The sequence below is a fragment of the Ruegeria sp. BB5 genome, assembly GCF_056539405.1.
In genome coordinates this window covers 135,042-156,963 of sequence record NZ_JBQFUX010000011.1, presented here as the reverse complement: position 1 = coordinate 156,963, position 21,922 = coordinate 135,042, and the positions used below count along the sequence as shown (strand labels likewise).

The 21,922-nt window shown below is 54.3% G+C and carries 24 protein-coding genes, 2 tRNA genes and 1 pseudogene; 17 read left to right on the top strand and 10 right to left on the bottom strand.

Annotated features, from left to right (window positions below; all coding sequences use genetic code 11):
- Positions 1 to 218 (top strand): annotated as a pseudogene (gene glyA, locus ACR0DL_RS19725) (serine hydroxymethyltransferase); the annotation flags it as partial.
- Positions 219 to 275: 57 nt separating this feature from the next.
- Here glyA and ACR0DL_RS19720 read toward each other — a convergent pair.
- Positions 276 to 650: a hypothetical protein gene (locus tag ACR0DL_RS19720; RefSeq protein ID WP_170362584.1), complete on the bottom strand. Its 375-nt coding sequence runs from the start codon at positions 648 to 650 to the stop codon at positions 276 to 278.
- A gap of 49 nt (positions 651 to 699) precedes the next feature.
- On the opposite strand from ACR0DL_RS19720, the gene ACR0DL_RS19715 reads away from it, so the two are divergent.
- Complete coding sequence (locus tag ACR0DL_RS19715) at positions 700 to 1,500, top strand: alpha/beta fold hydrolase (RefSeq protein WP_480690853.1); 801 nt, start codon at positions 700 to 702, stop codon at positions 1,498 to 1,500.
- A 4-nt stretch (positions 1,501 to 1,504) separates the two neighbouring features.
- Here the strand turns inward: ACR0DL_RS19715 and ACR0DL_RS19710 are convergent, their stop codons facing one another.
- The 5 genes from ACR0DL_RS19710 to ACR0DL_RS19690 form a co-directional block, all read right to left on the bottom strand.
- Positions 1,505 to 1,879, bottom strand: coding sequence for a rhodanese-like domain-containing protein (locus ACR0DL_RS19710; protein ID WP_170379222.1), 375 nt, complete (start codon positions 1,877 to 1,879; stop codon positions 1,505 to 1,507).
- Positions 1,880 to 1,946: 67 nt separating this feature from the next.
- Positions 1,947 to 3,299, bottom strand: coding sequence for an HlyD family type I secretion periplasmic adaptor subunit (locus tag ACR0DL_RS19705; RefSeq protein WP_170351284.1), 1,353 nt, complete (start codon positions 3,297 to 3,299; stop codon positions 1,947 to 1,949).
- Between the two features lie 12 nt (positions 3,300 to 3,311).
- Positions 3,312 to 5,333 carry a type I secretion system permease/ATPase gene (locus ACR0DL_RS19700; RefSeq protein WP_480690851.1) on the bottom strand — a complete coding sequence of 674 codons (2,022 nt, stop codon included), beginning with the start codon at positions 5,331 to 5,333 and terminating at the stop codon, positions 3,312 to 3,314.
- A gap of 250 nt (positions 5,334 to 5,583) precedes the next feature.
- Positions 5,584 to 7,536: a type I secretion protein gene (locus ACR0DL_RS19695; RefSeq protein ID WP_480690849.1), complete on the bottom strand. Its 1,953-nt coding sequence runs from the start codon at positions 7,534 to 7,536 to the stop codon at positions 5,584 to 5,586.
- Positions 7,537 to 7,661: 125 nt separating this feature from the next.
- The gene (locus tag ACR0DL_RS19690; RefSeq protein ID WP_480690847.1) at positions 7,662 to 9,815 is read right to left on the bottom strand and encodes a hypothetical protein; all 2,154 of its coding nucleotides are present in this window, start codon (positions 9,813 to 9,815) and stop codon (positions 7,662 to 7,664) included.
- Between the two features lie 605 nt (positions 9,816 to 10,420).
- Here ACR0DL_RS19690 and ACR0DL_RS19685 point away from each other — a divergent pair.
- Together ACR0DL_RS19685 and ACR0DL_RS19680 are read left to right on the top strand one after the other, a co-directional pair.
- On the top strand, positions 10,421 to 11,188 hold the full coding sequence (locus ACR0DL_RS19685; protein WP_480690845.1) for a helix-turn-helix domain-containing protein: 768 nt from the start codon (positions 10,421 to 10,423) through the stop codon (positions 11,186 to 11,188).
- Positions 11,160 to 11,678, top strand: coding sequence for a hypothetical protein (locus tag ACR0DL_RS19680; protein ID WP_170398754.1), 519 nt, complete (start codon positions 11,160 to 11,162; stop codon positions 11,676 to 11,678). The genes ACR0DL_RS19685 and ACR0DL_RS19680 overlap by 29 nt, the downstream gene beginning before the upstream one ends.
- Before the next feature lie 136 nt (positions 11,679 to 11,814).
- On the opposite strand, the gene ACR0DL_RS19675 is transcribed toward ACR0DL_RS19680, so the two are convergent.
- Positions 11,815 to 11,899 (bottom strand) — tRNA-Leu (locus ACR0DL_RS19675).
- A 312-nt stretch (positions 11,900 to 12,211) separates the two neighbouring features.
- On the opposite strand from ACR0DL_RS19675, the gene ACR0DL_RS19670 reads away from it, so the two are divergent.
- Positions 12,212 to 12,694, top strand: a complete 483-nt coding sequence (locus ACR0DL_RS19670; RefSeq protein ID WP_480690843.1) for a hypothetical protein — start codon at positions 12,212 to 12,214, stop codon at positions 12,692 to 12,694.
- 542 nt (positions 12,695 to 13,236) lie between these two features.
- On the opposite strand, the gene ACR0DL_RS19665 is transcribed toward ACR0DL_RS19670, so the two are convergent.
- Positions 13,237 to 13,731: a hypothetical protein gene (locus ACR0DL_RS19665; RefSeq protein ID WP_170351295.1), complete on the bottom strand. Its 495-nt coding sequence runs from the start codon at positions 13,729 to 13,731 to the stop codon at positions 13,237 to 13,239.
- Positions 13,732 to 13,939: 208 nt separating this feature from the next.
- On the opposite strand from ACR0DL_RS19665, the gene ACR0DL_RS19660 reads away from it, so the two are divergent.
- The 9 genes from ACR0DL_RS19660 (at position 13,940) to ACR0DL_RS19620 (ending at position 18,325) form a co-directional block, all read left to right on the top strand.
- Positions 13,940 to 14,170, top strand: coding sequence for a hypothetical protein (locus ACR0DL_RS19660; RefSeq protein ID WP_170351296.1), 231 nt, complete (start codon positions 13,940 to 13,942; stop codon positions 14,168 to 14,170).
- Between the two features lie 212 nt (positions 14,171 to 14,382).
- A complete protein-coding gene (locus tag ACR0DL_RS19655) occupies positions 14,383 to 14,898 on the top strand; it encodes a hypothetical protein (RefSeq protein WP_170533628.1) in 516 nt (171 codons plus the stop codon).
- Positions 14,899 to 15,290: 392 nt separating this feature from the next.
- A tRNA-Ile gene (locus tag ACR0DL_RS19650) sits at positions 15,291 to 15,384 on the top strand.
- A 17-nt stretch (positions 15,385 to 15,401) separates the two neighbouring features.
- On the top strand, positions 15,402 to 15,824 hold the full coding sequence (locus ACR0DL_RS19645; RefSeq protein ID WP_170351298.1) for a hypothetical protein: 423 nt from the start codon (positions 15,402 to 15,404) through the stop codon (positions 15,822 to 15,824).
- A complete protein-coding gene (locus ACR0DL_RS19640; protein WP_170351299.1) occupies positions 15,817 to 16,314 on the top strand; it encodes a hypothetical protein in 498 nt (165 codons plus the stop codon). Before ACR0DL_RS19645 ends, ACR0DL_RS19640 begins: the two co-directional genes overlap by 8 nt.
- Positions 16,315 to 16,318: 4 nt before the next feature.
- Entirely contained in the window at positions 16,319 to 16,762 is a 444-nt protein-coding gene (locus tag ACR0DL_RS19635) for a hypothetical protein (protein ID WP_170351300.1), read from the top strand.
- Between the two features lie 24 nt (positions 16,763 to 16,786).
- Positions 16,787 to 17,608 carry an AAA family ATPase gene (locus ACR0DL_RS19630; protein ID WP_170351301.1) on the top strand — a complete coding sequence of 274 codons (822 nt, stop codon included), beginning with the start codon at positions 16,787 to 16,789 and terminating at the stop codon, positions 17,606 to 17,608.
- A 54-nt stretch (positions 17,609 to 17,662) separates the two neighbouring features.
- On the top strand, positions 17,663 to 17,905 hold the full coding sequence (locus ACR0DL_RS19625) for a hypothetical protein (protein ID WP_170351302.1): 243 nt from the start codon (positions 17,663 to 17,665) through the stop codon (positions 17,903 to 17,905).
- Positions 17,906 to 18,148: 243 nt separating this feature from the next.
- The gene (locus ACR0DL_RS19620) at positions 18,149 to 18,325 is read left to right on the top strand and encodes a hypothetical protein (protein ID WP_170351303.1); all 177 of its coding nucleotides are present in this window, start codon (positions 18,149 to 18,151) and stop codon (positions 18,323 to 18,325) included.
- A 332-nt stretch (positions 18,326 to 18,657) separates the two neighbouring features.
- On the opposite strand, the gene ACR0DL_RS19615 is transcribed toward ACR0DL_RS19620, so the two are convergent.
- Positions 18,658 to 18,876 carry a GDCCVxC domain-containing (seleno)protein gene (locus ACR0DL_RS19615; protein WP_226689765.1) on the bottom strand — a complete coding sequence of 73 codons (219 nt, stop codon included), beginning with the start codon at positions 18,874 to 18,876 and terminating at the stop codon, positions 18,658 to 18,660.
- A gap of 4 nt (positions 18,877 to 18,880) precedes the next feature.
- Positions 18,881 to 19,204, bottom strand: coding sequence for a hypothetical protein (locus ACR0DL_RS19610; RefSeq protein WP_170351304.1), 324 nt, complete (start codon positions 19,202 to 19,204; stop codon positions 18,881 to 18,883).
- A 99-nt stretch (positions 19,205 to 19,303) separates the two neighbouring features.
- Here ACR0DL_RS19610 and ACR0DL_RS19605 point away from each other — a divergent pair, with 99 nt between their 5' ends.
- From ACR0DL_RS19605 to ACR0DL_RS19595, 3 genes are all read left to right on the top strand, one after another.
- Complete coding sequence (locus tag ACR0DL_RS19605; protein ID WP_170351305.1) at positions 19,304 to 19,702, top strand: MerR family transcriptional regulator; 399 nt, start codon at positions 19,304 to 19,306, stop codon at positions 19,700 to 19,702.
- A 103-nt stretch (positions 19,703 to 19,805) separates the two neighbouring features.
- Positions 19,806 to 21,209, top strand: coding sequence for a sensor histidine kinase (locus ACR0DL_RS19600; protein ID WP_170351306.1), 1,404 nt, complete (start codon positions 19,806 to 19,808; stop codon positions 21,207 to 21,209).
- The gene (locus ACR0DL_RS19595) at positions 21,206 to 21,853 is read left to right on the top strand and encodes a response regulator (RefSeq protein WP_170351307.1); all 648 of its coding nucleotides are present in this window, start codon (positions 21,206 to 21,208) and stop codon (positions 21,851 to 21,853) included. Before ACR0DL_RS19600 ends, ACR0DL_RS19595 begins: the two co-directional genes overlap by 4 nt.
- The last annotated feature ends 69 nt before the right edge of the window (positions 21,854 to 21,922 follow it).

The window sequence follows — 21,922 nt, the reverse complement described above, 5'->3', positions numbered from 1 at the left end:
AAAAACCGACCGTCACCAGCGGCATCCGCCTGGGCTCGCCCGCCGGCACCACCCGCGGCTTTGGCGAGGTCGAATTCCGCCAGATCGCCGACTGGATCATCGAGGTGGTCGACGGGCTGGCCGCCAATGGCGAAGACGGCAACAGCGCCGTCGAAGCCAAGGTCAAAGCCGAGGTCGCGGACCTCTGCGCGCGCTTCCCTCTCTATCCGAACCTGTAATCAGGTCGAAAATTAAAGACTTGAACGGCGCCTTTGAGGCGCCGTTTTTCATACGGATCAGATAAAACCCTGCCACCACAAGAAGACAAGCAACAGAATCGTTAAAGCGATCAGGTTGAACGCCAGTCCCCCCAGCATCCCCAGGAACCAGCCCAGCCGTCGGTCGGCGCGATTGATACCGCTGAGATGCGCCTGAACCTCTTCTGACGCACGCGCAAGTTTCGGGGTATCCAGAACCAGCCGCAGCTTTGGATGTGCCGCCATCGGCTCGGCACTGGCCAACAGCAAGGCCTGTTTGTAAATCCGCCGGGGCAGTTGCCGCTTGGCCTTGCGGATCGAAGCCGTCAGCGTCTTGTCCCGCACCCCCAGCTTTTTGCGCAGCAACTGAACCGTCTGCGCGATCTGGGTTTGGATATCTGTTTTTTCCGACATGACGAGGCCTCCAAGCCCGCCAATCTAGCCGCCTCTTGCGAAGGCGACAATGGGGCTGGTCGTTTCTATTCACGGCGGGTATCACGACTTCATGCTGAACACGATCATACATGGTGAACCGACCGCGAACCCCCCTTTGCTGATTGCGCATGGGCTGTACGGCTCGGCCCGGAACTGGGGCGTAATTGCCAGACGGCTGGCTGATGAGCGGCAGGTTGTGGCCGTCGATATGCGCAACCACGCGTACAGCATGTGGACCGAGCAGCACAGCTATGGCGACCTTGCCAATGATCTGGCCGAAGTGATCACGCATTTTGGCGGCAAAGCCGACGTGGTGGGCCATTCGATGGGCGGCAAGGCGGCGATGACGCTGGCGCTGCAACACGGCGAACTGCTGCGCAAACTGGTGGTCGCCGACATCGCGCCAGTCACCTATTCTCATAGCCAGATCCAGTTCATCGAGGCGATGCGCGCCGTTGACCTGTCAAAAGTCGAGCGACGTTCGGATGCGTCACAGCAATTGGCCGAACTGGGTGTAGAAAAAGCGCTTCAAAGCTTTTTCACGCAGTCGTTGGATGTTCAGGGGCAACGCTGGCTACTGAACCTGGATGTTCTGGCCGCCGAGATGCCCAAAATCATGGGTTTTCCGCAGCTGGACGCAACCTGGGATGGTCCGACCCTGTTTCTTTCGGGCGGCGATTCTGACTATGTCCTGCCTGAACACCGTGACCTGATCCGCACGCTATTCCCGGCCGCCAGGTTTGCCAAAATCCCCGGTGCAGGCCACTGGCTGCACGCCGAAAAACCGCGCGAATTCGAAGCCGCCGTAAGGGCGTTTCTGAACGCCTGATCTTTTAGGACGACACCTCACCCCCACCATTAATCCAATCCGGCAATCCGCCAAGATTGTAGACCTGCTCATATCCCATGTCTTTCAGCAGCTTACCGGCCAAAGCGGCGCGGCCACCAGCGGCACAATAAAGAACGATGGGGCGGTCTTTCCGAAGCTCGGGGTCGTGAGATTGCAAGCTTTCATCGGCGCGAAATTCCAACATGCTGCGCGGAATGTGATGAGCGCCATTGGCCCGGCCCGTCTGCTGCAATTCGACGGCATCGCGCACATCCAGAAGCAACCCGCCCTGTTCCATGACTTGTTGGGCAAAATCGGTGTCTACACGTTCGACGACCGCATTTGCGGCCTCCATCATGGCTTTTACTGTCAATGGCATCAGTAATCCTCCGGTGAATATCACCGCAGGCTAACATGCGAAAAATGGAAGGTGTAGACCGCCCCTGTTATTGTTCGCGGAACGCGCGCGACATGCTGTCCGTCACAGGTTTCGCGATATAGGCCGCAAAGGTCCGCTCTTCGGTCTGGATCATGATCTCTGCGGGCATACCCGGTGTTGGGATAAAGCCGCGCACGCGTTCAATCTCTTCTGGTTCCAGTGAAATGCGGGCCAGATAGACCTCTTGCGGGGCTCCAGTTGAATCCTCGATCACCGAGTCCGCAGACAGATAGAACACCTGCCCTTGCAGCACCGGTGTTGTCCTCTGATTCAGGGCGACCAGACGCACAGTGGCGTCCTGGCCTGTCACGACACTGTCGATCTCGGTGCGCGGAATCTGTGCTTCGATGATCAGCGGAGCGTCTGCAGGTAGAATCTCGGCAATGGGTTCACCGGTTTCGATCACACCACCCGGCGTATGATAGTGCAGTCGCACCACTGTCCCGGATACCGGAGCCCGCACAACGGCGCGGTCCAGAACGCTGCGGGCCTGGCGAGCTTTTTCACGGACACTTTCCAGATCGGCTTCAATCACGCCCAACTCATCCAGCGCGGCCTCACGATAGGCAGCACGGGTGCGGGTAATTTGTTCTTCGTATTTCAACAACATCTGGCTGATCTCGGCCGCTTCGGCCTGCAGCCGTGCTTGTTGCCCTTCCGCTTCAGCCTGAACCCGACGGATCGTGTTCAGCTCACCTTTGCGCACCAGGCCTTTTTCGAACAGCGCCTGCTTGGTTTCGAGTTCTTCCTGCAGGATTTCCGAGCGCCGCACCATGCTGTCCAACTGTGCATTGAACCCGCTGGAGCGAATTCTCAGAGCTTCCATGTTGCGTTCGAGCAGAGCGATGTCGTTCAACAGCGTCTTGCGGGACAGATCAAAAGTGATCTTTTGCCCATCGAGAATGGACAGAACTTCTGTATCTTCTGAATTGGCAATAAGGTCAGGCGAGAACTCCAGCCGCTGCAGTTCATTGTACTCGGCATTCAGACGATCTGACATGGCCTGCAGGCGGATTTTACGGATGAACAATTCACGCTCATTGGCTTCGGCCGAGGTCTGATCCAGCGTCATCATCACTTGCCCGGCTTTGATAGCCTGACCTTCAACAACCTGGATTTCCTCGATGATACCGCCTTCAAGGTGCTGCACGATCTTGTTGCGACCTGTCGCGACAAAACTACCTTGTGCAATCACAGCAGCGGCCAGCGGTGCACTGAACGACCAGACGCCAAAACCGCCAAAGCAAACGACAAGCATGGTAAGCCCAATTACGACCAGACGATTGATCGAGCGTGGAACTTCGGCATACCAGACGGTCGGATCATTGGGATCGTTGTTCACGGGTACCAGTTCATTCATGTCGCACCCCCCTTAATTGTTTTGAATGCCGGGCTGATTATTACGCGGCCCGTTCAGTTGTTGCAGAACCTGTTCGCGATGACCAAACAGCGCCACACGGCCATCCGTCAGCAGCATGATCTTGTCGACCACGTTCAGCAGCGTTGGTTTCTGCGTGATCACTACGACGGTAATCTTGCTTTCCCGTGCCTGTTCGATGGCCCGGGCAAGGGCCCTGTCACCAGCAACGTCCAAGTTCGAGTTCGGCTCGTCCAGAACCACCATGCGCGGATTGCCAAAGAAGGCCCGCGCCAGTGCGATGCGCTGTTTCTGACCACCCGACAAAGGTGACCCATCCGCAGCCACTACGGTTTCATAGCCTTGCGGCAACGTGGCAATCATGTTGTGTACATCGGCCAGAACGGCGGCGTCGTGGATTTGTTCGTCGGTCGCATCGTCCCGCATCCGGCCGATATTGTCTTTGATCGTACCGGGGAACAATTGCACGTCCTGCGGAAGATAGCCGATGCTTTCGCCAAACTGACGCGGATCCCAGTTGCGGATATCCATCAGGTCCAGCCGGACGCTGCCGGATGTGGGCAGGATTGACCCAACCAGCGTTTTGCCCAGCGTGGTCTTGCCCGCACCCGAGTTGCCGATGATGGCCAAAGTTTCACCCGGGTTCAGCGAGAAACTGATCCCGTTCAGCACAACACGCTTGGTGCCGCCAGGCACATAGAGAAGGCGTTCCACGTCCAGCCGACCCTCGGGGCGCGGCAAGCGCAGCTTTTCGAATTGCAGGGCCGAGTTGGATAGCAATTGATTGATCCGGCCATAGGCTCCGCGTGTCAGAAGGAAGCCGTTCCAGCCTTCGATCGAACCCTCGATCGGCGCGAAAGCGCGGCCCGCGATAATTGAGGCCGCAATGACCATGCCGCCGGTGATCTCACCCTGCAAAGCCAGAAACGCGCCCCAACCCAGAATGCCGATCTGCGTCAGCAAACGCACCGCCCGCGAAATGGCCGCGAAAATCACATTCCGGTCCTGCGCGCGGACCTGCCATGTCAGGGATTGTGCGGTGTCGCGTCCCCAGATGCGCACGGCCTCGGGGATCATTGCCAGAGCGTTGATGATCTGACTATTTCGCGACATCGAATCCAGATGCATGTTGGCCATGGACTGCGCCTTGTTGGCTTCGGCAAAGGGTTTGGCCGTCATACGCTGGTTGATGAATGCAATTGTCATCAGCAAAACCGCCGTAACGATCACGATCATCCCAAGCTGCGGGTGAACCAAAAAGATCATCAGGATGAACAATGGTGCGAAGGGCACGTCCAGGAAGGAAATCAGTGTCCCCGAGACCAAAAAGCTACGCACTTGCTGCAAATCACCCAGTGTTTGGTATTCCCGCCCAGAGCCATGCAGCGACGCATGCGCCGCAGCGCTGAGAACCGGGGCACCCAGACGGGCTGCCACCTCAACCGCGGTGCGCATCAGCATGAACCGCCGCACCGCATCGAAGGCGGATTGGAAAATCACTGCCCCGGCGACAATGGCGGTCAACATGATCAGCGTGTCCAACGACCGGCTAGTCAGGACGCGGTCACTGATCTGGAACAGATAGATCGGGATCGCCAATATCAGAACATTCGTTGCACAGGTCAGAACCAGCACAAAAGCCAGATTGCGATAGATCGCGCGTAACGAAGTGCGCAACGTCGCCTGAAAATCTTCAGGCGGCGTTCGCTTGTGAAATGTTTGGGGTGGCCCCTTGCCATCGCCGCCGCCAGAATTACTGCGCAGCATTGGCTCGTTCGCTTTGGCCTCGATAGTGGTGCCCATGCGATCACCGCCACTCGAGCGCGACGCGGGGGGTGTACGGTCGCTCGTTTTATTGACGGGTTCAGGATCGGGGCCCTCGACATCGGCCACCCCATCACCGCTGCCCTGTTGGTCATTGTCTTCGGCAGGCTGCGGCTGCTTGCGCCGGGGGGAAGATCCGGCGCGCAGGTGCGGTTCCTCTTTCACTTCGTGATGTTCAGGATCAGCTTTCACGGTTTTGCCGGCGCTCGCATCGCTTTTGGCGACTGCCTCCCGTTCACCGTCTGGCGGACTACTAACGCGTAAATCTTCGCTCAAGCGCAATCCGAGAACTTTTTTCCGTTTCAAATCTGATTTGCTCGCACTTGGCGGCTTGGAAACGGCACCAGCGTTACGATCCAACGGACTGGCGTATCGTCTCGGGCGCGACGGAAAAACAATCGACATGTTAAAACTTTCAAAACACTCGTAACAAACAGGGTTACTACGCTAGCATAGATTGCAGGCCGTCGTCGATGGCAGCCGCTTCTGAGGACGTCAGATTGCTCTGGCCTGGGGCGTTTTCCGAATTGCCCGGCCCGTCTACATCCTCCAACAACATCGCGATCGCTTCGTTGACAAGCTCGGCATTTTCCTCTTCTGGGCTGTCGATAAGGCTGGCCTGATGCAACATCACATCCGAGTATTCGCCCTCTTGCGCCATCACGACAGAGTCGATTCCCATTTTGGTCACGTTGGCCGAATTCAATAGCGCGTTGCCCGCACCTAGCGCGGAAACCCCTTCTCCGCTTGAGTTTTCGACGTAAACATCGTCGTCATCCTGCAACATGGTTACCTGGTCAATGACGTTGATCTGCAGCAGGTCACCTTCGATCTTGAGAACCCGCACCACTTCTGTTCCGGCAAACATCGGATCGTTCAACAACGCGTCTTCCAGTGCATCGGTATCCACCTCTTGCAAAGATACCGTGCTGGCCAGATTGTCGCTTAACTCTTCGTGGGTGTCTTCCCCTTCGGTCGTCAACGATACCTGGTTCATTACAAGATTGTCTTCGGCATCCGTCGGGCTTGCGCCGTGAATCACATCATTGTCCAACAAAACGATGGTCTGGTTCACAACGTCGATCGAGACCATATCGCCGCCAATAATGATCACATCATAGTAGCTGCCCAGCTGAATGATGTTGGTCACATTGGCCATATCATTATCGCCCAGCGTATAGGCTGTGGACGAAGCTGAGATTTCCGTATTGATGTGGTCAATATCCGTGGCGTCGATAAGCTGCTCAATGAAATTGGTCACCAGCAGATCACCGGAAATCCAGTCGATCATGACAATCGGGTCCTGATCGGGATTATCCGAGACATTGTGTTCCACCCATGATGCCTCGTTGGCTTCGGTCGCGATGTTTGAAGACTGGACAACATGCGTGTCGCTTTGCGCACCCGGCGCACCTTGGTCGACATCAGAGACGACGGCGACCTGGCTGACAGCCGTCAGATTGATCGCCTGCCCACCGACCACGATGTTGGGCGCATCGACCCAGCCAACCGATACCGCGACCTCGTTGACGGCATAGTTGCCACCCGCGACCACCGAATGACCGTCTTCAAATTCGGGGTCTTCAGATTGATCCCATTCGGCCGGCAATGCCTCGGCCAACTCGTCCTCGGCGTCTTCGTCCTCCAAATCTTCCTTGTGATGTTCCGGCAGCAGTTCCAAAAAGTCTGGAATTTCATCGATATACTCGCCATTCACGATAATGCCCGAGGCATCCTCGCCGTGGAATTGATGTACCGTTACGCCTTCAATCTCAAGATTAATGGGCGATTGCATTTGTTCGATGAGTTGTTCGACAGCCTCACCGGACTGATAGTCCTGGATGTGGATCGATGGGGTCGATATGGCATGCAAGGACAGTGCCGCGCTTTGCAGCGCGTCGGCTTGCGCCATCAGGGCCTCGACATCGCGGAAGTCACCTTCGCCCACGACATCGTTGTCGATCAGATGGATTTTCTGCACCGTGTAGGTGACCGCTGATCCAATCAGCTCGGTGATGTATTCGGGCTCCAGAATGATGTTCATCTGCACAAACGAGCTGAATCCCGGCGCATCTTCGGGCAAGATGGCATCCGGGCCGATCGCAGGGCCGGGTGCCCCATCAGCACCATCAATCAGACCAGAATTTTCCGTTGGTGGGGGGACATCATCTTGTGCGGGTCCAAACTTGTAAGGCACCGGGCCGTAATCGCCCGGATCCATTTTCAGATTGGCTTTGACATTGATGCGGGCCGGATCTTCGAGACCCTCAAGTTCTGCTTTCTTACGCAGAGCAGTAAATTCTTCATAAAAATCACGCCAACGGGCCTGTTCGGTCGTAAGTTCAAAAGTGCCAACAAAATGTGCAATTTGTTCCGTAATACTGTCGAGTGCCATTTTAGTTTCCTTTCCCCGCCCCAGCCTGAAATTTCCGGTTTAGGTTAAGTTGGGCCGAGGCCGCATTATGCGCCCCCGGCAGTTTTTAAGAGGTCAGAGCCCGCCAAAGCGAGCTCTGCTTCCGATTAAACGTCGGTGTCGTCGCTGGAGTAGCTGGACGACATGTTGCCGCCAACCATGGTCGTATCGACCGAGTTACCAAGAACGTTAGCACCCATGACGATCGACTGATTGAACGCCGAAGTATCGACGACCGCTGCGGCCGATGCGTGCGACTCACCGTTGACGATGCCATCGCCACCGTTGCCCGAGCCCCAGTCACCAGCGTTGCCACCGGCACCACCTGCGCCCGAGTTCGCACCCGATGCGTCGCCGCCTTGCTGCATGCCACCTTTGGTGTCACCAATATCGACGAAGCCGTGCGAGTTACCGCCTTGGCCACCCATGGCTTGTGCAGCACCGCCGCCGCCACCGATGCCTGACGTGGACGTACCGTCCGATGTACCGTATCCGGTAGCCGTTGCATCGTTGTCGGAGCTGCCTGCGCCGCCATAGCCAGAGATTGCGTCAGCCATCGCGTCAGCGGATCCATCAGTGTCCGCAACCGCCCAAAGGCTGGAAGCTGCGCCATTACCGGCGTCGTTGTCAGCGTCTACAGACCCAGAACCGCTGGCATCCGAAGTTGCGTCCAGATCCAGTGCTCCGCCGCCGCCACCGACACCGTCGGCCATCGCGTCAGCGGATCCGCTAGCATCTGCCGAACCATCGGAATTGTTGGACCCACCGGCACCGCCCGCGGAATCCGCATCCTGGTTACCGACACCTTGAGCATCCGCAGTCGCATCTGCGTCCGCATCCGCGTCACCACCGTCACCTGAACCACCGGCTCCGTTACCGCCAGTTCCGCCACCGGTGACGTTCTCGTTCAACGCGTTACCGCCAGTTCCAGGTCCACCGGCACCGCCACCATTTGAAGGAGCTTCGAAGTCGTCGTCAGGGCTGCCAGCACCACCGGCACCACCGGTACCCGCGCCGCCAGTTGCGTCGTTATTGCTACCGTCGCCGCCATTGGCATTGCCACCGTCACTGTTGCCACCGTCGCCGCTGGCGTCGCTACCGGCAAGGCTGCCCGCAAGACTACCTGCAAGGCCCAGACCCAAGTTGCCAGCACCGCTGTCGCCGCCGTCTGCGTCTCCAGTCGAGGAATCGACGTCTGCATCGCTGTCTTGGTCAGCGTCAGCATCGGAGTCATTGTCACCGCCGGTTGAGTCGCCATCATTGCCAGCGCCCGACAGACCAACACCAAGACCCAGACCGATCGATCCGGCATTACCGCCGTCGCCACCGTCACTGTCAGCATCCGACGCGTCCGAGTCACCGTGATTGTCGGCACTCGAGTCGGCACTTGCATCGCCACTGTCGCCACCGTCCCCGGAACCGTCAGCGCTTGCATAGCCTTTACCAACGTTCAGACCCAAGGTTGTTGCATCACCCGAGTCGCCGCCGTTTCCGGCATCTGCGTCGGCGTCAGCATCACCTGCTTCACCACCACCGGCATAGGCAGATGCGCCTTTGGTGTAGGACATTGCATTGCCGCCGTCAGTTGATCCACCGTCACCGGAGTCACCGCCGTCTGCGTGCGATGCAATACCTTCAGCAGCGTTGGCTTCGCCACCATGGGCATCACCGTGCTGTTCGAAGGTACCACCGTCATTCGACACACGTGCCGCGCCCAGATGGTCATCGTCGTTCAGGTGGGCCACCTGGTTGTTGATGGCCAGCATGTCGTTGCCTTGACCGTCCAACGAGATATCCAGGTTCATGTCGTCGCCCGGATCATAGTTAAAGTCGTTTCCGACGGTGATAATGTCTTCGACTGAGCCACCGTCATATACGTCGACATCAACCAGATCATCGTCATTGGGGCGGAGACCTTCCTCACCAAAGTCGATGTTTACAGAGTTGGAGTTATCGTTGGTGTTGTCACCGTTGGTTTGAGTCTGGTCCTGATCCTGACCTTGGTCCTGACCCTGTTGCTGGTCCGCGTCTGCAGTCTGTTCCTGACCCTGTTCCTGACCCTGATCCTGCCCCTGGTCTTGATCCTGACCCTGATCCTGGTCCTGGCCTTGGTCCTGACCCTGACTTTGCTCATTATTGTTCGCGTCAATTTCTGCTTCTTCAACGGTCACGTCTGCTTCGACATGAACATATGCTTCATCGACTTCTACTTCGCCGATGGCTGTAATATCATTGACGGGTTGTTGATGGTTGCGTCTCATTTCAAAATTCCACTTTTTAAGCGCCCGACCGTCATTCATCTACAAAACGGCTACTGGCGCAGTTGAAACAAAAAATTTGAGCATTCAGGCGCAATACGCGCGTGAAGCGGTTTCATTTGGTTGATTCGTTCACCACCTTCCTTTCCCGGCTAAGCCGATGCGCTGTCCGCGATAATCAAGATTCGTGCAAATTCACGAATCGCGGACACGTCAGGAACCAAGCTTCTCAAATTGAAGCAGGGACATGGTTGCAGCGGGAAGGCTGCCTGAATAGCTGCCCTAAAGCATTAGATATGGTAAGATGCTGATTTAATTAAAAATTTTAAAAATTAACCTAAAATTAACGCGCAAATACACGAAAATGCGGCGGAAATTCGACCACTCGGTTAAATCCATAATTTTTCTCTACTTTTACGAGAACGGCCATGGCGAACCTAATCAATAGTTCTAGTCCCAATTGGCAGGGCGATACGAATTATTGAAGAAAATTAGACTTTCAGGTATAGTCGGTGAGGACTGTCGGCTAATTTGCCGTTAATTTGTGTTCCGATTGTTGTTTACGATTTCGTCACCGATTTTGTGGCGTGGGTTTATAGGGGGAAATAATGAGCAATCCGTTACAGGATAATATTGCCCAACTTGATGTTAGTACCGAAGATTTCTCGATCAATTTCATCGGCAAGGAACTCTTCTTTTCCAACCAGACACTGCGAAGCGTTCAATCCGAATTCGGTGTGGCCGCTCATCGGTATGACGACATCGCCGACTTGAAAACTTCCGGCTCCCCGGTTGCCGCGGCTGGCAAAGTGGTTGTTGTCGATCAGATTATGTTAGACGATTTGCTGGCCCGCCCGCAGGTCTATACCGAAGCAACCGGATCAGGTTGTTTGGCCTTTGCATACCGCAAAGAGGACTCGGCCCGTTTTCTGTTCGAAAACTGGGATCGGGGGCAGTTCGGGGATGTCGGCTATCTTCCCATGAATGTTGCACCGGATGTGTGGCGGTCCATTCTGCGCCTGCTGATGCATGAGGAATTGTATCTGCCGTGCTTTATGGCTGATTGCGTGTCAAATCTGCAAAATCAGAACAAACCCCGCTTGCTGCGTGAAACACCCGCAAAGCCAGAACAAAATCCAAAGAAACCTAATCCGATCTATTCCCGGCTGACGCGGCGGGAAAAACAGGTTCTGCACCTTGTCTCGAAAGGGCAAAGCAACAAGATCATCGCGTCGAACCTCGGCATCACTGAGCACACGGTAAAGCTGCACATGCACAATGTTGCCGGTAAGATCGGTGTAAGCAACCGGACCGCGGCAGCACAGTTCTATTTCGAAGTGGCGTCCGATGAAGCGCACGGACAAACCATTGACTGAGACGCTGGAAACCCGCTTTGACCGCTTAATCTTGCTGGTCGGCAAACTGAACTACATGTGGACCAACACAGAAAGCCTGTTGATCCACCTGATTGCCGGGCTGAGCGGCACCAACAAGGACGTCGCCGTTATCATCTTCTTGACGCTCAACACGACGCGCGCCCGGATCGATCTGGTTGAACGTCTTGCCAAGATGGAAGGCCGCCCTGCCGAAATTCGCGATCCGATCCTGGCCCACACGCAACGGCTGGCCAAACTGTCGTCCATTCGGAACAGGTATAACCATTGCATCTATTCCTTTGATGCCGACAGCGGGAACCCCAAGACCATCCTGATGCGCATTGCGGACCGAAAGACCGATATTAAGCTGGGGCGTGAAGACACGGTTGATGAAAAGGCCATTCAGGAAATCGAAAGCATCGTAGCGCAATTGTCGACGGCAAACCGTGATATCTGGCGCCTGATCAACCAACTTGGTTTCCCGGTCTGATCATACATCATTAGAACCGTACTTAAATGCCCTCTTCAGCTGCCATCCATCTTGCTGAACAGTCGCCGCATTGCCTGCCAAGCCGGCTGTAATCTCGGGCAAAGGCAATCTGGCACTATCTCATTTCAGTAAAAATTGGTGCGGATGGCGGGGATCGAACCCGCAAGCCCTAGGGCGAGGGATTTTAAGTCCCTTGCGTTTACCAGTTTCGCCACATCCGCGCGCCACCAAAGCTGTAAAGCGGGTGACTTCCGAAACTCATACTGCCAACCAAAGTGATTGAAAAGCCGCAAGTTGCTTGCCGCCAAGAGAACCGGCAAACATCCCGGCTGCAAATGCTTGCGTAGGCCAAAAAGCACGCAGCTTGTTGGCGACCCACACGCTTGCTACGCAACCTCATGTGATTTCCCAAAATGATGCGCAAGCTCTACTCAGAACAGGTTCACACGCGCCAGGGCTGCACGCTCATTACAGCTTCGCTACTCCGAGGGGTGTTTGATTGAGATGATTCATCAAGGTCCCTGAGTATTATTATGCAGAAAGAACAAAAGTCCTTTCAGGACCGCGTTACAAGCATCAATCAGCGCGCCGAAGTGGCCGCCGGCAAAGCCACTCCTGTCAGAACAGACAGCATCTGGGTACGATTAGCATACCCCGGTTCTTTCATCGGAGCATTTTTCCTAGGTGCTATTGCAGTTTTTCTGACACGCTATTTTCAGTCTCAGCTGGTTAACGTGCCTGGAAGTGGGCAACCCGGCGCGCAAGACATTGTCGGAATTGGCCTTGCAAGCATGGCTGGTCTGTTTGTTTCGATGCTTTTCAAAGGTAAGCAGAGGGAATTTGCCAGCGCCTGCACGCTAGGTGTTTTGCTGACCACATTTACCTACCACAATGCAGTCTGGGCCTACCCGGAATCTTTCGAGCAGGTTTACGGAGAAGAATGGGTGGAGTTCATACAAAGTATAACGAAACCTTCCAGCATCTATTTTTTCGGCAATACCATCGAGTTGAGCTGAACAGCCCGTAGCGCCTGCCCCTATCGAAACGTCACTGGATGCAACAAAAAAGAAACTATTCTGAATATCTTGGCGGCCAGTGCCAGAAGCTGCTGGAAATTGGCTTGGACGACGATGGTCGATCATTTCGGATTAAATATGTCGATGGCAGCTGTTGCACGCAGACATCCAAAAAGAGGTTCACCTCGTTCTCACGACCGTGACTGTTTAGGACTTGGTTAACACCACCCTCTTTCTTCTGCGATACGTGCCTTGCTAAGATCATGATCGCTCCAAGTTCAGCGATGACTAGAGGCATAACGTCACCTCTTGTGTCACCTTCGAATCTAGCGACTGCACTTTAACGCTTTGATATTTAGGTAATTTCATGAGTTTCGTGGTGCCCCCAAACGAACAAACTTCGAACCGGATCTTGGAGGAACTCGCAGACTGGTCAAAGGTAGTAAATCAGATGATCTGCACCCCCTAGAATCCGCGTTCATTGGCTAACTCTGTGTTGTCACTTACCACAAGGAAAGGATAGTGACTCCTTGCATACCTGATTACATGTCAGCCCATTTAACTATGACTTTCCCCTTTCGCTTGGGTATGTCCTTGCGGTCGACAAGTTTGTGAGACAGGTCAAAGTCTTCGTTAATACGAACCACCAGCAGTTTGCTGAAGTTCCCATCCATGTTGACGACGACCTCGTCTCTATTCTTGAATGGTGTAATCGTCTTTACCTCAACGAAATCATTGCCCATGCGGCCGTCTGACCCCTGTGCGTAGTTCCTATGAAGTTCAAGGCCGTAGGTAATGGCGCCATAAAGCTCACCGATGTCACCGTAGACCTGAAGATGGCTGCCGGTGGCATCATAATACGCGGCAGCAGCATCCAATAGTTGCTCGAAAATAGGCACGAGTGAGAGCCGGGCGTTCGGATACCTTGCTCGCCATTCCTTGCACTGAATCTGCCAGTTGATCTCATCCCAGCTAATCCACTCACCGTCGCCGAGCCAAATTGCGTTGTGGGGACCAAGTTCATTTGGTGTAGTCAAGTTGTAGCTTCCGTTCGATCAAGTATTCGTTGTTAGCAATGCCTTGATACTGCTTGGCAATTGCAAGGAAAAGCAATCTCATCAAGCCATTTTTCCAGCAAAGACTGTTGCAGCGGGAACTTGGCTTATCCCTGAAACTGACCCTTTCTGAACTCTCTAAAAAATACAAAGGTTTGAAATGACCGACCAGACAATAAAGGTGGATTCGATGACAAAAACAGCGATTGAACAATATGAACACATCCAGTTCCGGATTCCGAAGGCGAAGCTGGATGTGTTTAATGCGATGGTCTACGAGCGCTATGGCATGAAGCACGGCGGCAAGACTAAGATGTTTCTCGATCTGATTGCGGAACATCAGACGTCGCAGAGGATCGCGCTGTTGAAAGCCGAGATCGCACGGTTGGAACAAGGCAAGCATGGGAAGCATGCGCTCTAGGAGAAAACCCCACGACCGAGCCAAAATTCCCTGAGGTCATGCGCGACGAGAAGCAGTTGCAAATCCGGCACAAAGAAACGCGACTTTCCTGTAGTAATAGATACTACAACTTGCAGTTGACACTCCAAGCAAAGACCATTTTGTCCAGCGAAGTGCTGCCGGAACCCAATCGGAGCTGACCCCCTACCGGCGGAATTCCAGGAGGACGCGGCATGTCCGAAACCGAAGCCACCATCAATGTGGTCGACTACGACGATATTAAAACAAGCGTTGAACACGAATTGGGTGAGACCCCACTGGGTTGGTCAGGGATCGTGACCGAGCTTTTTGAGCAGATCAAAGCACGCAGTGACGAGATTGGGATCGACTATCCAAAGATTCTCCAGATCAAAGAAAAATTCGGCGAGCTCCGGATCTACTTCAGCAAGGCATCTGAGGATGAACGCATCCGCAGCTGGGTCGCAGCTACTATCAATAGGGCAAACCAGAGCTGCGAGCGATGCGGGAACGCGGCACGCCCACAGATTTTAGAGAGCTGGATCATGACGTTATGCTGTTGGTGTGCACATGAAGAAGCTGCCAGACGGTTCAACGAGCACAAACGCCGCTATTTCCGCCGAACGGACGCAGCCGAGCACCTTACCTGTGCTGTTTGCGGTTATGTTGGACATATTGACCGTTCCGATGACAGGCGGAGGTGCCCCTGCTGCGTGAAAAAAGACTGGTGAGATCTGGGCGGGTTCCACGCCGATCATGAAACCCGTCGCACTACGTTCGATAAAACAAGAACCACTCTCCAGCGGTGTCAGCGAAGACGCGAATACATAAACCCCGGTTGCGCCGACCGAGAAACAGAACGTTCGGGCGCTCTTCATTAGATCAGAATCACCGACCGATTCTCACCTTGAGTGGCGAAATATACGTGCCTGATACGGTCGGGAGGCAGCAATTCACACAACCCATGATAGAAAGTTCCCGGAACTACGCGGTAAACCACGATGTATTGCTCACTTCATCTTGACACGACGGCCCGCGCTGGTTCAGCTTCACCGCATGACCAACACACGCATCCACTGCCAGCGAATATCGACCTGAGGTCGATAGCCCACGCGAAACACGCGGGAGGCAGCATTGGTATGCGGGCGGGGCTTATACCCCTGTGATAGCTCCAGATCAGAGTGCACGAGTCGGTTCGATTCCGACGCCTCCTACCATTCTTTGGAGGCATTCCATGTCACAAGACCCCAAAACAAATGAAGATCTGAGAAGACGCCTGAAGCTCTACGCCAACGACGAGCTTCTATCTGAAGTCAAAACGCGCATCGAGACTGGTGAGCTGAAAGAAACGCTTCTGTTCCATGGCGATACAGGTCGCATGTACTCAGACGATGGGAAGGAAGATAAGCGCCTTCTTCCTCCAGATGCCATTCTGCGGTTGGTATTCCCTTTTCACGAATTCGACCCAGACAGTATCAGGCATCAAAACGTCGCTGAATGCCTGTTCGACTTACCGGACGAACACTTCTCCGCTCTCAAATCGACGGTGGCGGCAGAGACAGAAAAAGGCCTGCATCGTCTCATTGCTGCGCTGGAGGAAATCGCTTCAGCGCAAGAGTCCGAGCCCCCTGGAACCGGGGATCTGACGGATGACTGACACCTTCGACTACGATGACATCCGCGGCTCCGTTGAGAAGCATCTGGGAAAAGACAATCTGGGCTGGGTTCGGATTGTCACTGAGTGTTTTGAAGCGATCAAGAAGCACTGCGATCAGCGAGAGGAAAGCTATCTCACGGTCGGACAGATCAAGCAAAAATTCGGCTCGCTTCGGATCTACCTAGACGGCGTGCAGGAAGACACATTCATTCAACTGCGGTTGCAGCAAGCCGTGCAGGAAGCAGAGATGTCTTGCGAGCGGTGCGGCAACGCCTCCACAACTCAAGTCATTGCTGCCTGGCATGTCAACCTGTGCTGCTGGCACGCGCACGAGGCGGCCAGTGAACGGATGGAGACCTTTCCCACAGTGCGTTTGAATACGCGTGCCAAGCGAGATGTGCTTCAATGCCGAAGCTGCGGCTATATCGGCCAAATTGCCTGGGGCGCATCGGGTCACCGCTGCCCTTCCTGTGTCGCGAAAGGTTGGTAGCCCGATGAGTGAAACAACCTGGGAAGAAGATGAAATCTTTGCGCTGGCTGGCTTCTGCCATGACGAGGCAGACATCCTCCGCCTTGTTTTAAGCGCTCTCAACTCCCGTGCATCCTGGGAAATCGTGAAGCAAATGATTTTGGAAAGAGCCAGTTCTGAAGACCTCCTCAAGGTGATCAAACAACGATCAGAAGAAACCGCAAGATTTAGCGATGATCCTGACAACTGGCGGCAGACGGAAATTAACCGTTTGAGGGAAATCGATCCTGCTCTGGCAGTCTTCGCCCAAGACACGGTGGAACAGATGCCGAGCCTGAAGCGCTGGAAAGAGGTCATGGGCCTCATTTCGGAACGTCACACTGCCGATATGAGCATGGAAGCTTCTCGTGCAGAGGGTGAGAAGACCACTGCTGCCCGATATCTTCTGGACAAAGTGGACTTTGAGTAACTGCCGCGCACCCTCCGAAACGAGATGCCGGAACATATCAAGCAACTCACAACCTGGAGCAATCAGTTCGCCCGACTGGCCTCACTTGATGAGTTGAACGAGCTTCGTGCAGTTTCCCAAAGGTTCCCTCATTGCAACTTCGTCATCGAGGGGATGGTCCACGATATCGAGTGTCGATGGAGCATCGGATCTGACATCCTTCATATCCAACCCACCCTACTGGTTGGCGAGCCCGGCGTCGGCAAAACAGCTTTTGCAAAGACAGCCTGTAAAGCTCTCGGCCTTTATGTGCAAAGCGCAAACGTCGGCGGCAAATCGGAGAACCATTTGTTTGGTCTTTCGGTAGGTTGGAGTAGCGCGCATGCAGGGATCGTGACGGAGGCCGTGGCAACGGCACGCCTCCTTAACCCAATGATCATCCTCGACGAAATCGACAAGACGCACGCGAGCCGCAACGGAGATATCACCGGCGAACTTCTTGCGTTGCTCGAGCCCTCTGAGGCCAGGAGATATCGAGAGAAATATCTGGCGGTTGACGTGGATGCCTCACATGTGAGCTGGATTTTGACCGCAAATCACTTGAGTGGCGTACCCGCCCCTCTTCTCAGCCGTTGCACAATCTATGAAATCCCGCCCCCGACCCAAGAACAACTGCCTGCGATCATTCAAAGCCTGGTGAGCGAATTCGCTGCTGAGTTTGGGTTGAGGCCTGAGTTCTTTCGGCTGGATCTCGGCGATGTTGAAGCTTTGGTGAGTACCTATGGACGGCACCGATCAGTGCGGGTTTTGAGACGGCTGGTGCGCGGCCTTCTGCATCAAAAGACCAAAACCCACTCGTGGAACTAGGACGGATCCACGAGGACCCAAGCATGCAGACACCACAAAATAGGAAAGGCGAAAATGCTAAGAGTTGTTGTTTACGTAAATCGTACCCCAATCGCGGAAGCCCGTGCAGGAAACATGTCCGGGCTTGCGGATATCTCCGACTACAAAGTCAGAGTATTCGAAGACGAAGCCCCGCATCTCGATATCCTGGTCAAGAATGTCACCGGCTGGATCAAGGGTCACGCGCGCCGCAGCAGCGTTTGGTATCTGGTTCGAAAAATCGCCGAGTTGGCTGTTCGGGAGAATGGCAACGTCTGAAAATGAGCGGGATGTGTCGCCAGATGACGCCCATCAAAACGAACAATGAGGAGTATCAGAGCCGATCTCCCGCCCTTCAACACCGTTGCAAATCACTTGCGCTGGAGGACGAGGTTGTTTGCAGAATTAGAGCCTCTCCTGAAGAAGCGCTCGCACGCCCGAGAACTGGCTTTCTTAGGGCGACGAAGTATTATGCAAAGTGAGCCAATTACCCGAAAGCGTCAGATACAGAGGGGAATGGGAATGTCAGAAGAAAGGCCCAATGAAACTACCGAAGAATTCGAGAAACGCTGCGAGGTAGACGCCATCACGGTGGCCTTTCTCCTCGTCAAAGCAGCTCAGTTCGCGTCAGAGGATGGGCTAGCGCGAAAAAGCATGAGCGCGGATGAGTGGAACAAACTCGCCCCAAAGCAGGTCTAAAAAGGGTCAGTGCCGGCGATTTCTGAAATGGTGCGATAGACCGCTCGCAGCCGAGGCTGTGTGAAAACTCTGACAGTCTGGCGAAATACGCCGAAAACACCTTCTATGTGCATTCTCTCGCACTTCTGAGAGAGCTTTTGCTCAGGCGCTCAAAACGAGCGCGACGAGAGAGCTCGTGGGCCGGAGTTTTCACACAGCCTCAGCCCAAAGCAGACATTGAACTCAAGACTTTGCAATTCCGGCTTAGCGCAGAAAGCAGACATTGCAAACTTTGGCGGACGAGCCAATTAAGACACTCAACATCTTTGTCGGATATTGCGGTTGCGGCCCGCTCATCCACAACAGCAATCACCTAACTGAATTGGCGGGCACGGGACAGTTGCGTAGGAACAAAAAACACAGCAATCGCCTTCTAACGGTTTCAAGACTGCCTTGCATGACTTGCATTCATAAAACCACTGGCACGATTCAGTTGGCATTTTCTCGGTTTCAACGTGCCCACACCGAGGGCAGGTCAAAATGCTATTCAGCACCACAGTTTGTTTTGTCATTGTCTCACATCTGCATGATTAGATAATCGTTGATTTGAGCCTCATTGAACACGATGACCCATGCCAACGCGGTAGTCGCCGTGCTTCCGACAAGCCACCATTTCAGATTTGCCAACGTCCCGTTTCGATGCGCTACGAACAACGAAACCGCGACCAGCGCTGTTGAGATGGCGAGAACATAGTAGCTTGCTGCCGCTATTTTTCCGAATATCGCCAACCAACTGCCACCCAAGCCGAGCAACATCATGGCCATTGGAAGAACACAGCATGTCGCGACCCCCAGAGCTGAAACCGATCCCAAGTAGCTGAGGCTCAAATATTTCTTCATCTTTTGCTCCCGAGGTACTCTATTTGATTGTGTTGAGGCACCGGCATTCAGAGCGTATAACTCCTGTAGTAACTACAGGATCAAGTGGAGGCACTTCACATGATTGCGATTGGTGAGGCTTCCCGGCAAAGCGGGGTCGGCATAGAAACTATCCGCTACTACGAACGCGAAGGTATCGTACCAGGACCCGCACGAGCTCTGAACAATCGTCGCCTCTATTCAGCAAACGATGTGGGAAGACTTCGATTTTTGAAGAAGTGCCGCGACCTGGGGTTTCCTCTATCTGACGCAAAGGTGCTTTTAGAGCTGTCAGAAGGAAGTGCTGAAGATTGCCGGTCAGTGAAAGAATTGGCCGAGGCACACATTGCCAGCGTTCGAAGCAAGATTGATGAGCTCAGACAACTGGAGCACGCCTTGAGTGAGCTTACGGCCAATTGTGATAGCGGTAACGTTCACTGCCCGATGCTGCAAAGACTGAGAACGATGGATGATATCTGACTCCGGCCACTGGGCAGAAGCTCAGTATCCGAGATTTAGCCAGATCACGTCAGACCAAGGTCCGTGGTGCGATAACAGATTGTAGTTCATAGTCGATTTCACGATGAGAGCCAAAGTAACTGACCTGACGATTGGAAATTGGTCGTTGTCGCGAGTCTTTCTTGCGGCCAGCATTTTCGTGATGGGTACTGCTACCGCAATCGTCGGGGTCTGGGTGTCTAATCGAATCCAGAACGCAGTCGTGCAAAACTCCGCCAACTCCGCGGCGCTGTATATGGAAAGCGTAGTATCCCCGCTCAGCCAGGAATTGGCACATGGCTACCGCCTTTCCGAGCAGGCGAGCCTAGCGCTGGACGAGATTTTCATGAGCCAGCCAATGCGTGACCGCATTGTTTCCTACAAATTCTGGAAGCAAGGCGGCGTGATTGCACATGCCTCGGATACAGACATCATAGGAAACCGTTTCAATCCAACGGATGATCTGAAACGAGCATGGGGTGGAAATATCTCCGGCTCTTTTGAAGAGCTTGATCATGCCGAAAGCGCTGCCGAGGCAGCACTGGGGATACCACTACTTGAAGTTTACAGCCCTATCCGCGAACTCTGGTCCGGCGAAATCATCGCGGTCGCGGAGTTCTACGAAAGAGCTGACCAGCTGGAGTTAGACTTAGCCAAGGCCAGGCGAACGAGTTGGTTGGTCGTCGGTTCCGCATTTCTTGCAAGTACGATTGTCTTGTATTCCATCGTCGCAATTGGCGACAAAACAATTCGACGACAGGGGACTCTTCTTAAACAGCGCTTGACAGAAAGTGAAAGGATGGCTGAGCAGAATGCCCTGCTGCGGTCGCGTGTGGTCGAGGCGTCAGAAAGATATGCCACGCAAACAGATCGGTTCCTCAAGAAACTCGGTGCCGAGCTGCATGATGGTCCTGCACAATACCTGTCGCTCGCTGCCCTTAGACTGGAGGCGGCGTTTTCCAAAGAGTCCGAAAGGCCTAAAGAGGCAGAGGGAATTCAGCAGTCTTTGCAAAAATCTCTGGTTGAAATTCGTGCAATATCGCGAGGGCTGTCCGCCCCGGACATCGACAACCTGGCGCTTGCCGATGTTGTGAAGAGAGCCGTAGAGGATCACGCCGAACACAGCCCGTTGCGACCGGATATTTCATTCCTGGGTAGCCAGGCCCCAAGGTTGTCATTGTCCGACAAGCTGTGCGTTTTTCGTTTCCTTCAGGAGACGCTTTCCAATGCCGCGAGATATGCTCCAGCTTCCAAGTGCACTGTTATTTCTGAGGCGCAGAACGACCGCATAGTTGTAAAGGTCAAAGACGACGGACCTGGATTTGACAGGTCAGAAGAAGCCGCGTTGCGAGACGATGGTGGCCAGGGGCTTATGGGCTTGCGGGATCGGGTCGAGAGTATTGGCGGCAGGTTCGAAGTCGCATCGAGACCGGGTGAGGGCACGACCATTTCTATGACACTCTTTCCCAGAAAGTTAGGCACATCATGACTACATCTGTCGTAATAGCTGATGATCACCCGATATTCAGGGATGGCTTGCAACGCACGCTGGATGAAGCTGATGGTTTTGAAGTTTTGGCTGCTGGGTCCAGCGCGGAAGATGCAGTATCGCTGGTCGTCACGCATCAGCCGGACATAGCCATTCTTGACCTCTCGATGCCCGGTGGCGGGATAAGCGCAACACGTGAAATTGCGGCAATGGCAAATCCGCCCATCATTGCAATCTTAACGGTCTCAGAGAACAGCAGCGATGTCGCGGACGCCTTGGAGGCGGGCGCGATTGGGTACATTGTAAAGGGCGTAACCGCGAGCGAATTGACCGCTTCCTTACACAGCATCGCCGCAGGTGAAGGGTTCGTTTCTCCGGGCTTGGCCTCGCGGGTATTGCTTCAAATCAACGCTGACACTGGCATGTCTATCAACAGCAGCATTCTCGATGATCTTACGCATCGTGAGGAAGAAATACTTCGACGCGTGGCCAAGGGACTGAGCAATCGTGAAATCGCTGATGAGTTAGACCTTCAGGAAAAGACCGTGAAGCACTACATGACGGCAATCCTGTCCAAGCTTCATGCGCGAAATCGGGTAGAGGCCGCGCTCATTGCGCATGATGTTTGGAACAAGGGAGATTAACTGCGGTCCCTTTGAAGACGATGACGGCCCCTCACTCAAAGAAGCCGCCAACGGATTATCGACTGGAGT

Coding starts and splice junctions, on each gene's coding strand:
- ACR0DL_RS19720 (WP_170362584.1), bottom strand. CDS start 650: ATGTCGGAAAAAACAGATATCCAAACCCAGATCGCGCAGACGGTTCAG.
- ACR0DL_RS19715 (WP_480690853.1), top strand. CDS start 700: ATGGGGCTGGTCGTTTCTATTCACGGCGGGTATCACGACTTCATGCTG.
- ACR0DL_RS19710 (WP_170379222.1), bottom strand. CDS start 1,879: ATGCCATTGACAGTAAAAGCCATGATGGAGGCCGCAAATGCGGTCGTC.
- ACR0DL_RS19705 (WP_170351284.1), bottom strand. CDS start 3,299: ATGAATGAACTGGTACCCGTGAACAACGATCCCAATGATCCGACCGTC.
- ACR0DL_RS19695 (WP_480690849.1), bottom strand. CDS start 7,536: ATGGCACTCGACAGTATTACGGAACAAATTGCACATTTTGTTGGCACT.
- ACR0DL_RS19690 (WP_480690847.1), bottom strand. CDS start 9,815: ATGAGACGCAACCATCAACAACCCGTCAATGATATTACAGCCATCGGC.
- ACR0DL_RS19685 (WP_480690845.1), top strand. CDS start 10,421: ATGAGCAATCCGTTACAGGATAATATTGCCCAACTTGATGTTAGTACC.
- ACR0DL_RS19680 (WP_170398754.1), top strand. CDS start 11,160: ATGAAGCGCACGGACAAACCATTGACTGAGACGCTGGAAACCCGCTTT.
- ACR0DL_RS19670 (WP_480690843.1), top strand. CDS start 12,212: ATGCAGAAAGAACAAAAGTCCTTTCAGGACCGCGTTACAAGCATCAAT.
- ACR0DL_RS19660 (WP_170351296.1), top strand. CDS start 13,940: ATGACAAAAACAGCGATTGAACAATATGAACACATCCAGTTCCGGATT.
- ACR0DL_RS19655 (WP_170533628.1), top strand. CDS start 14,383: ATGTCCGAAACCGAAGCCACCATCAATGTGGTCGACTACGACGATATT.
- ACR0DL_RS19645 (WP_170351298.1), top strand. CDS start 15,402: ATGTCACAAGACCCCAAAACAAATGAAGATCTGAGAAGACGCCTGAAG.
- ACR0DL_RS19640 (WP_170351299.1), top strand. CDS start 15,817: ATGACTGACACCTTCGACTACGATGACATCCGCGGCTCCGTTGAGAAG.
- ACR0DL_RS19635 (WP_170351300.1), top strand. CDS start 16,319: ATGAGTGAAACAACCTGGGAAGAAGATGAAATCTTTGCGCTGGCTGGC.
- ACR0DL_RS19630 (WP_170351301.1), top strand. CDS start 16,787: ATGCCGGAACATATCAAGCAACTCACAACCTGGAGCAATCAGTTCGCC.
- ACR0DL_RS19625 (WP_170351302.1), top strand. CDS start 17,663: ATGCTAAGAGTTGTTGTTTACGTAAATCGTACCCCAATCGCGGAAGCC.
- ACR0DL_RS19620 (WP_170351303.1), top strand. CDS start 18,149: ATGTCAGAAGAAAGGCCCAATGAAACTACCGAAGAATTCGAGAAACGC.
- ACR0DL_RS19615 (WP_226689765.1), bottom strand. CDS start 18,876: ATGACAAAACAAACTGTGGTGCTGAATAGCATTTTGACCTGCCCTCGG.
- ACR0DL_RS19610 (WP_170351304.1), bottom strand. CDS start 19,204: ATGAAGAAATATTTGAGCCTCAGCTACTTGGGATCGGTTTCAGCTCTG.
- ACR0DL_RS19605 (WP_170351305.1), top strand. CDS start 19,304: ATGATTGCGATTGGTGAGGCTTCCCGGCAAAGCGGGGTCGGCATAGAA.
- ACR0DL_RS19600 (WP_170351306.1), top strand. CDS start 19,806: ATGAGAGCCAAAGTAACTGACCTGACGATTGGAAATTGGTCGTTGTCG.
- ACR0DL_RS19595 (WP_170351307.1), top strand. CDS start 21,206: ATGACTACATCTGTCGTAATAGCTGATGATCACCCGATATTCAGGGAT.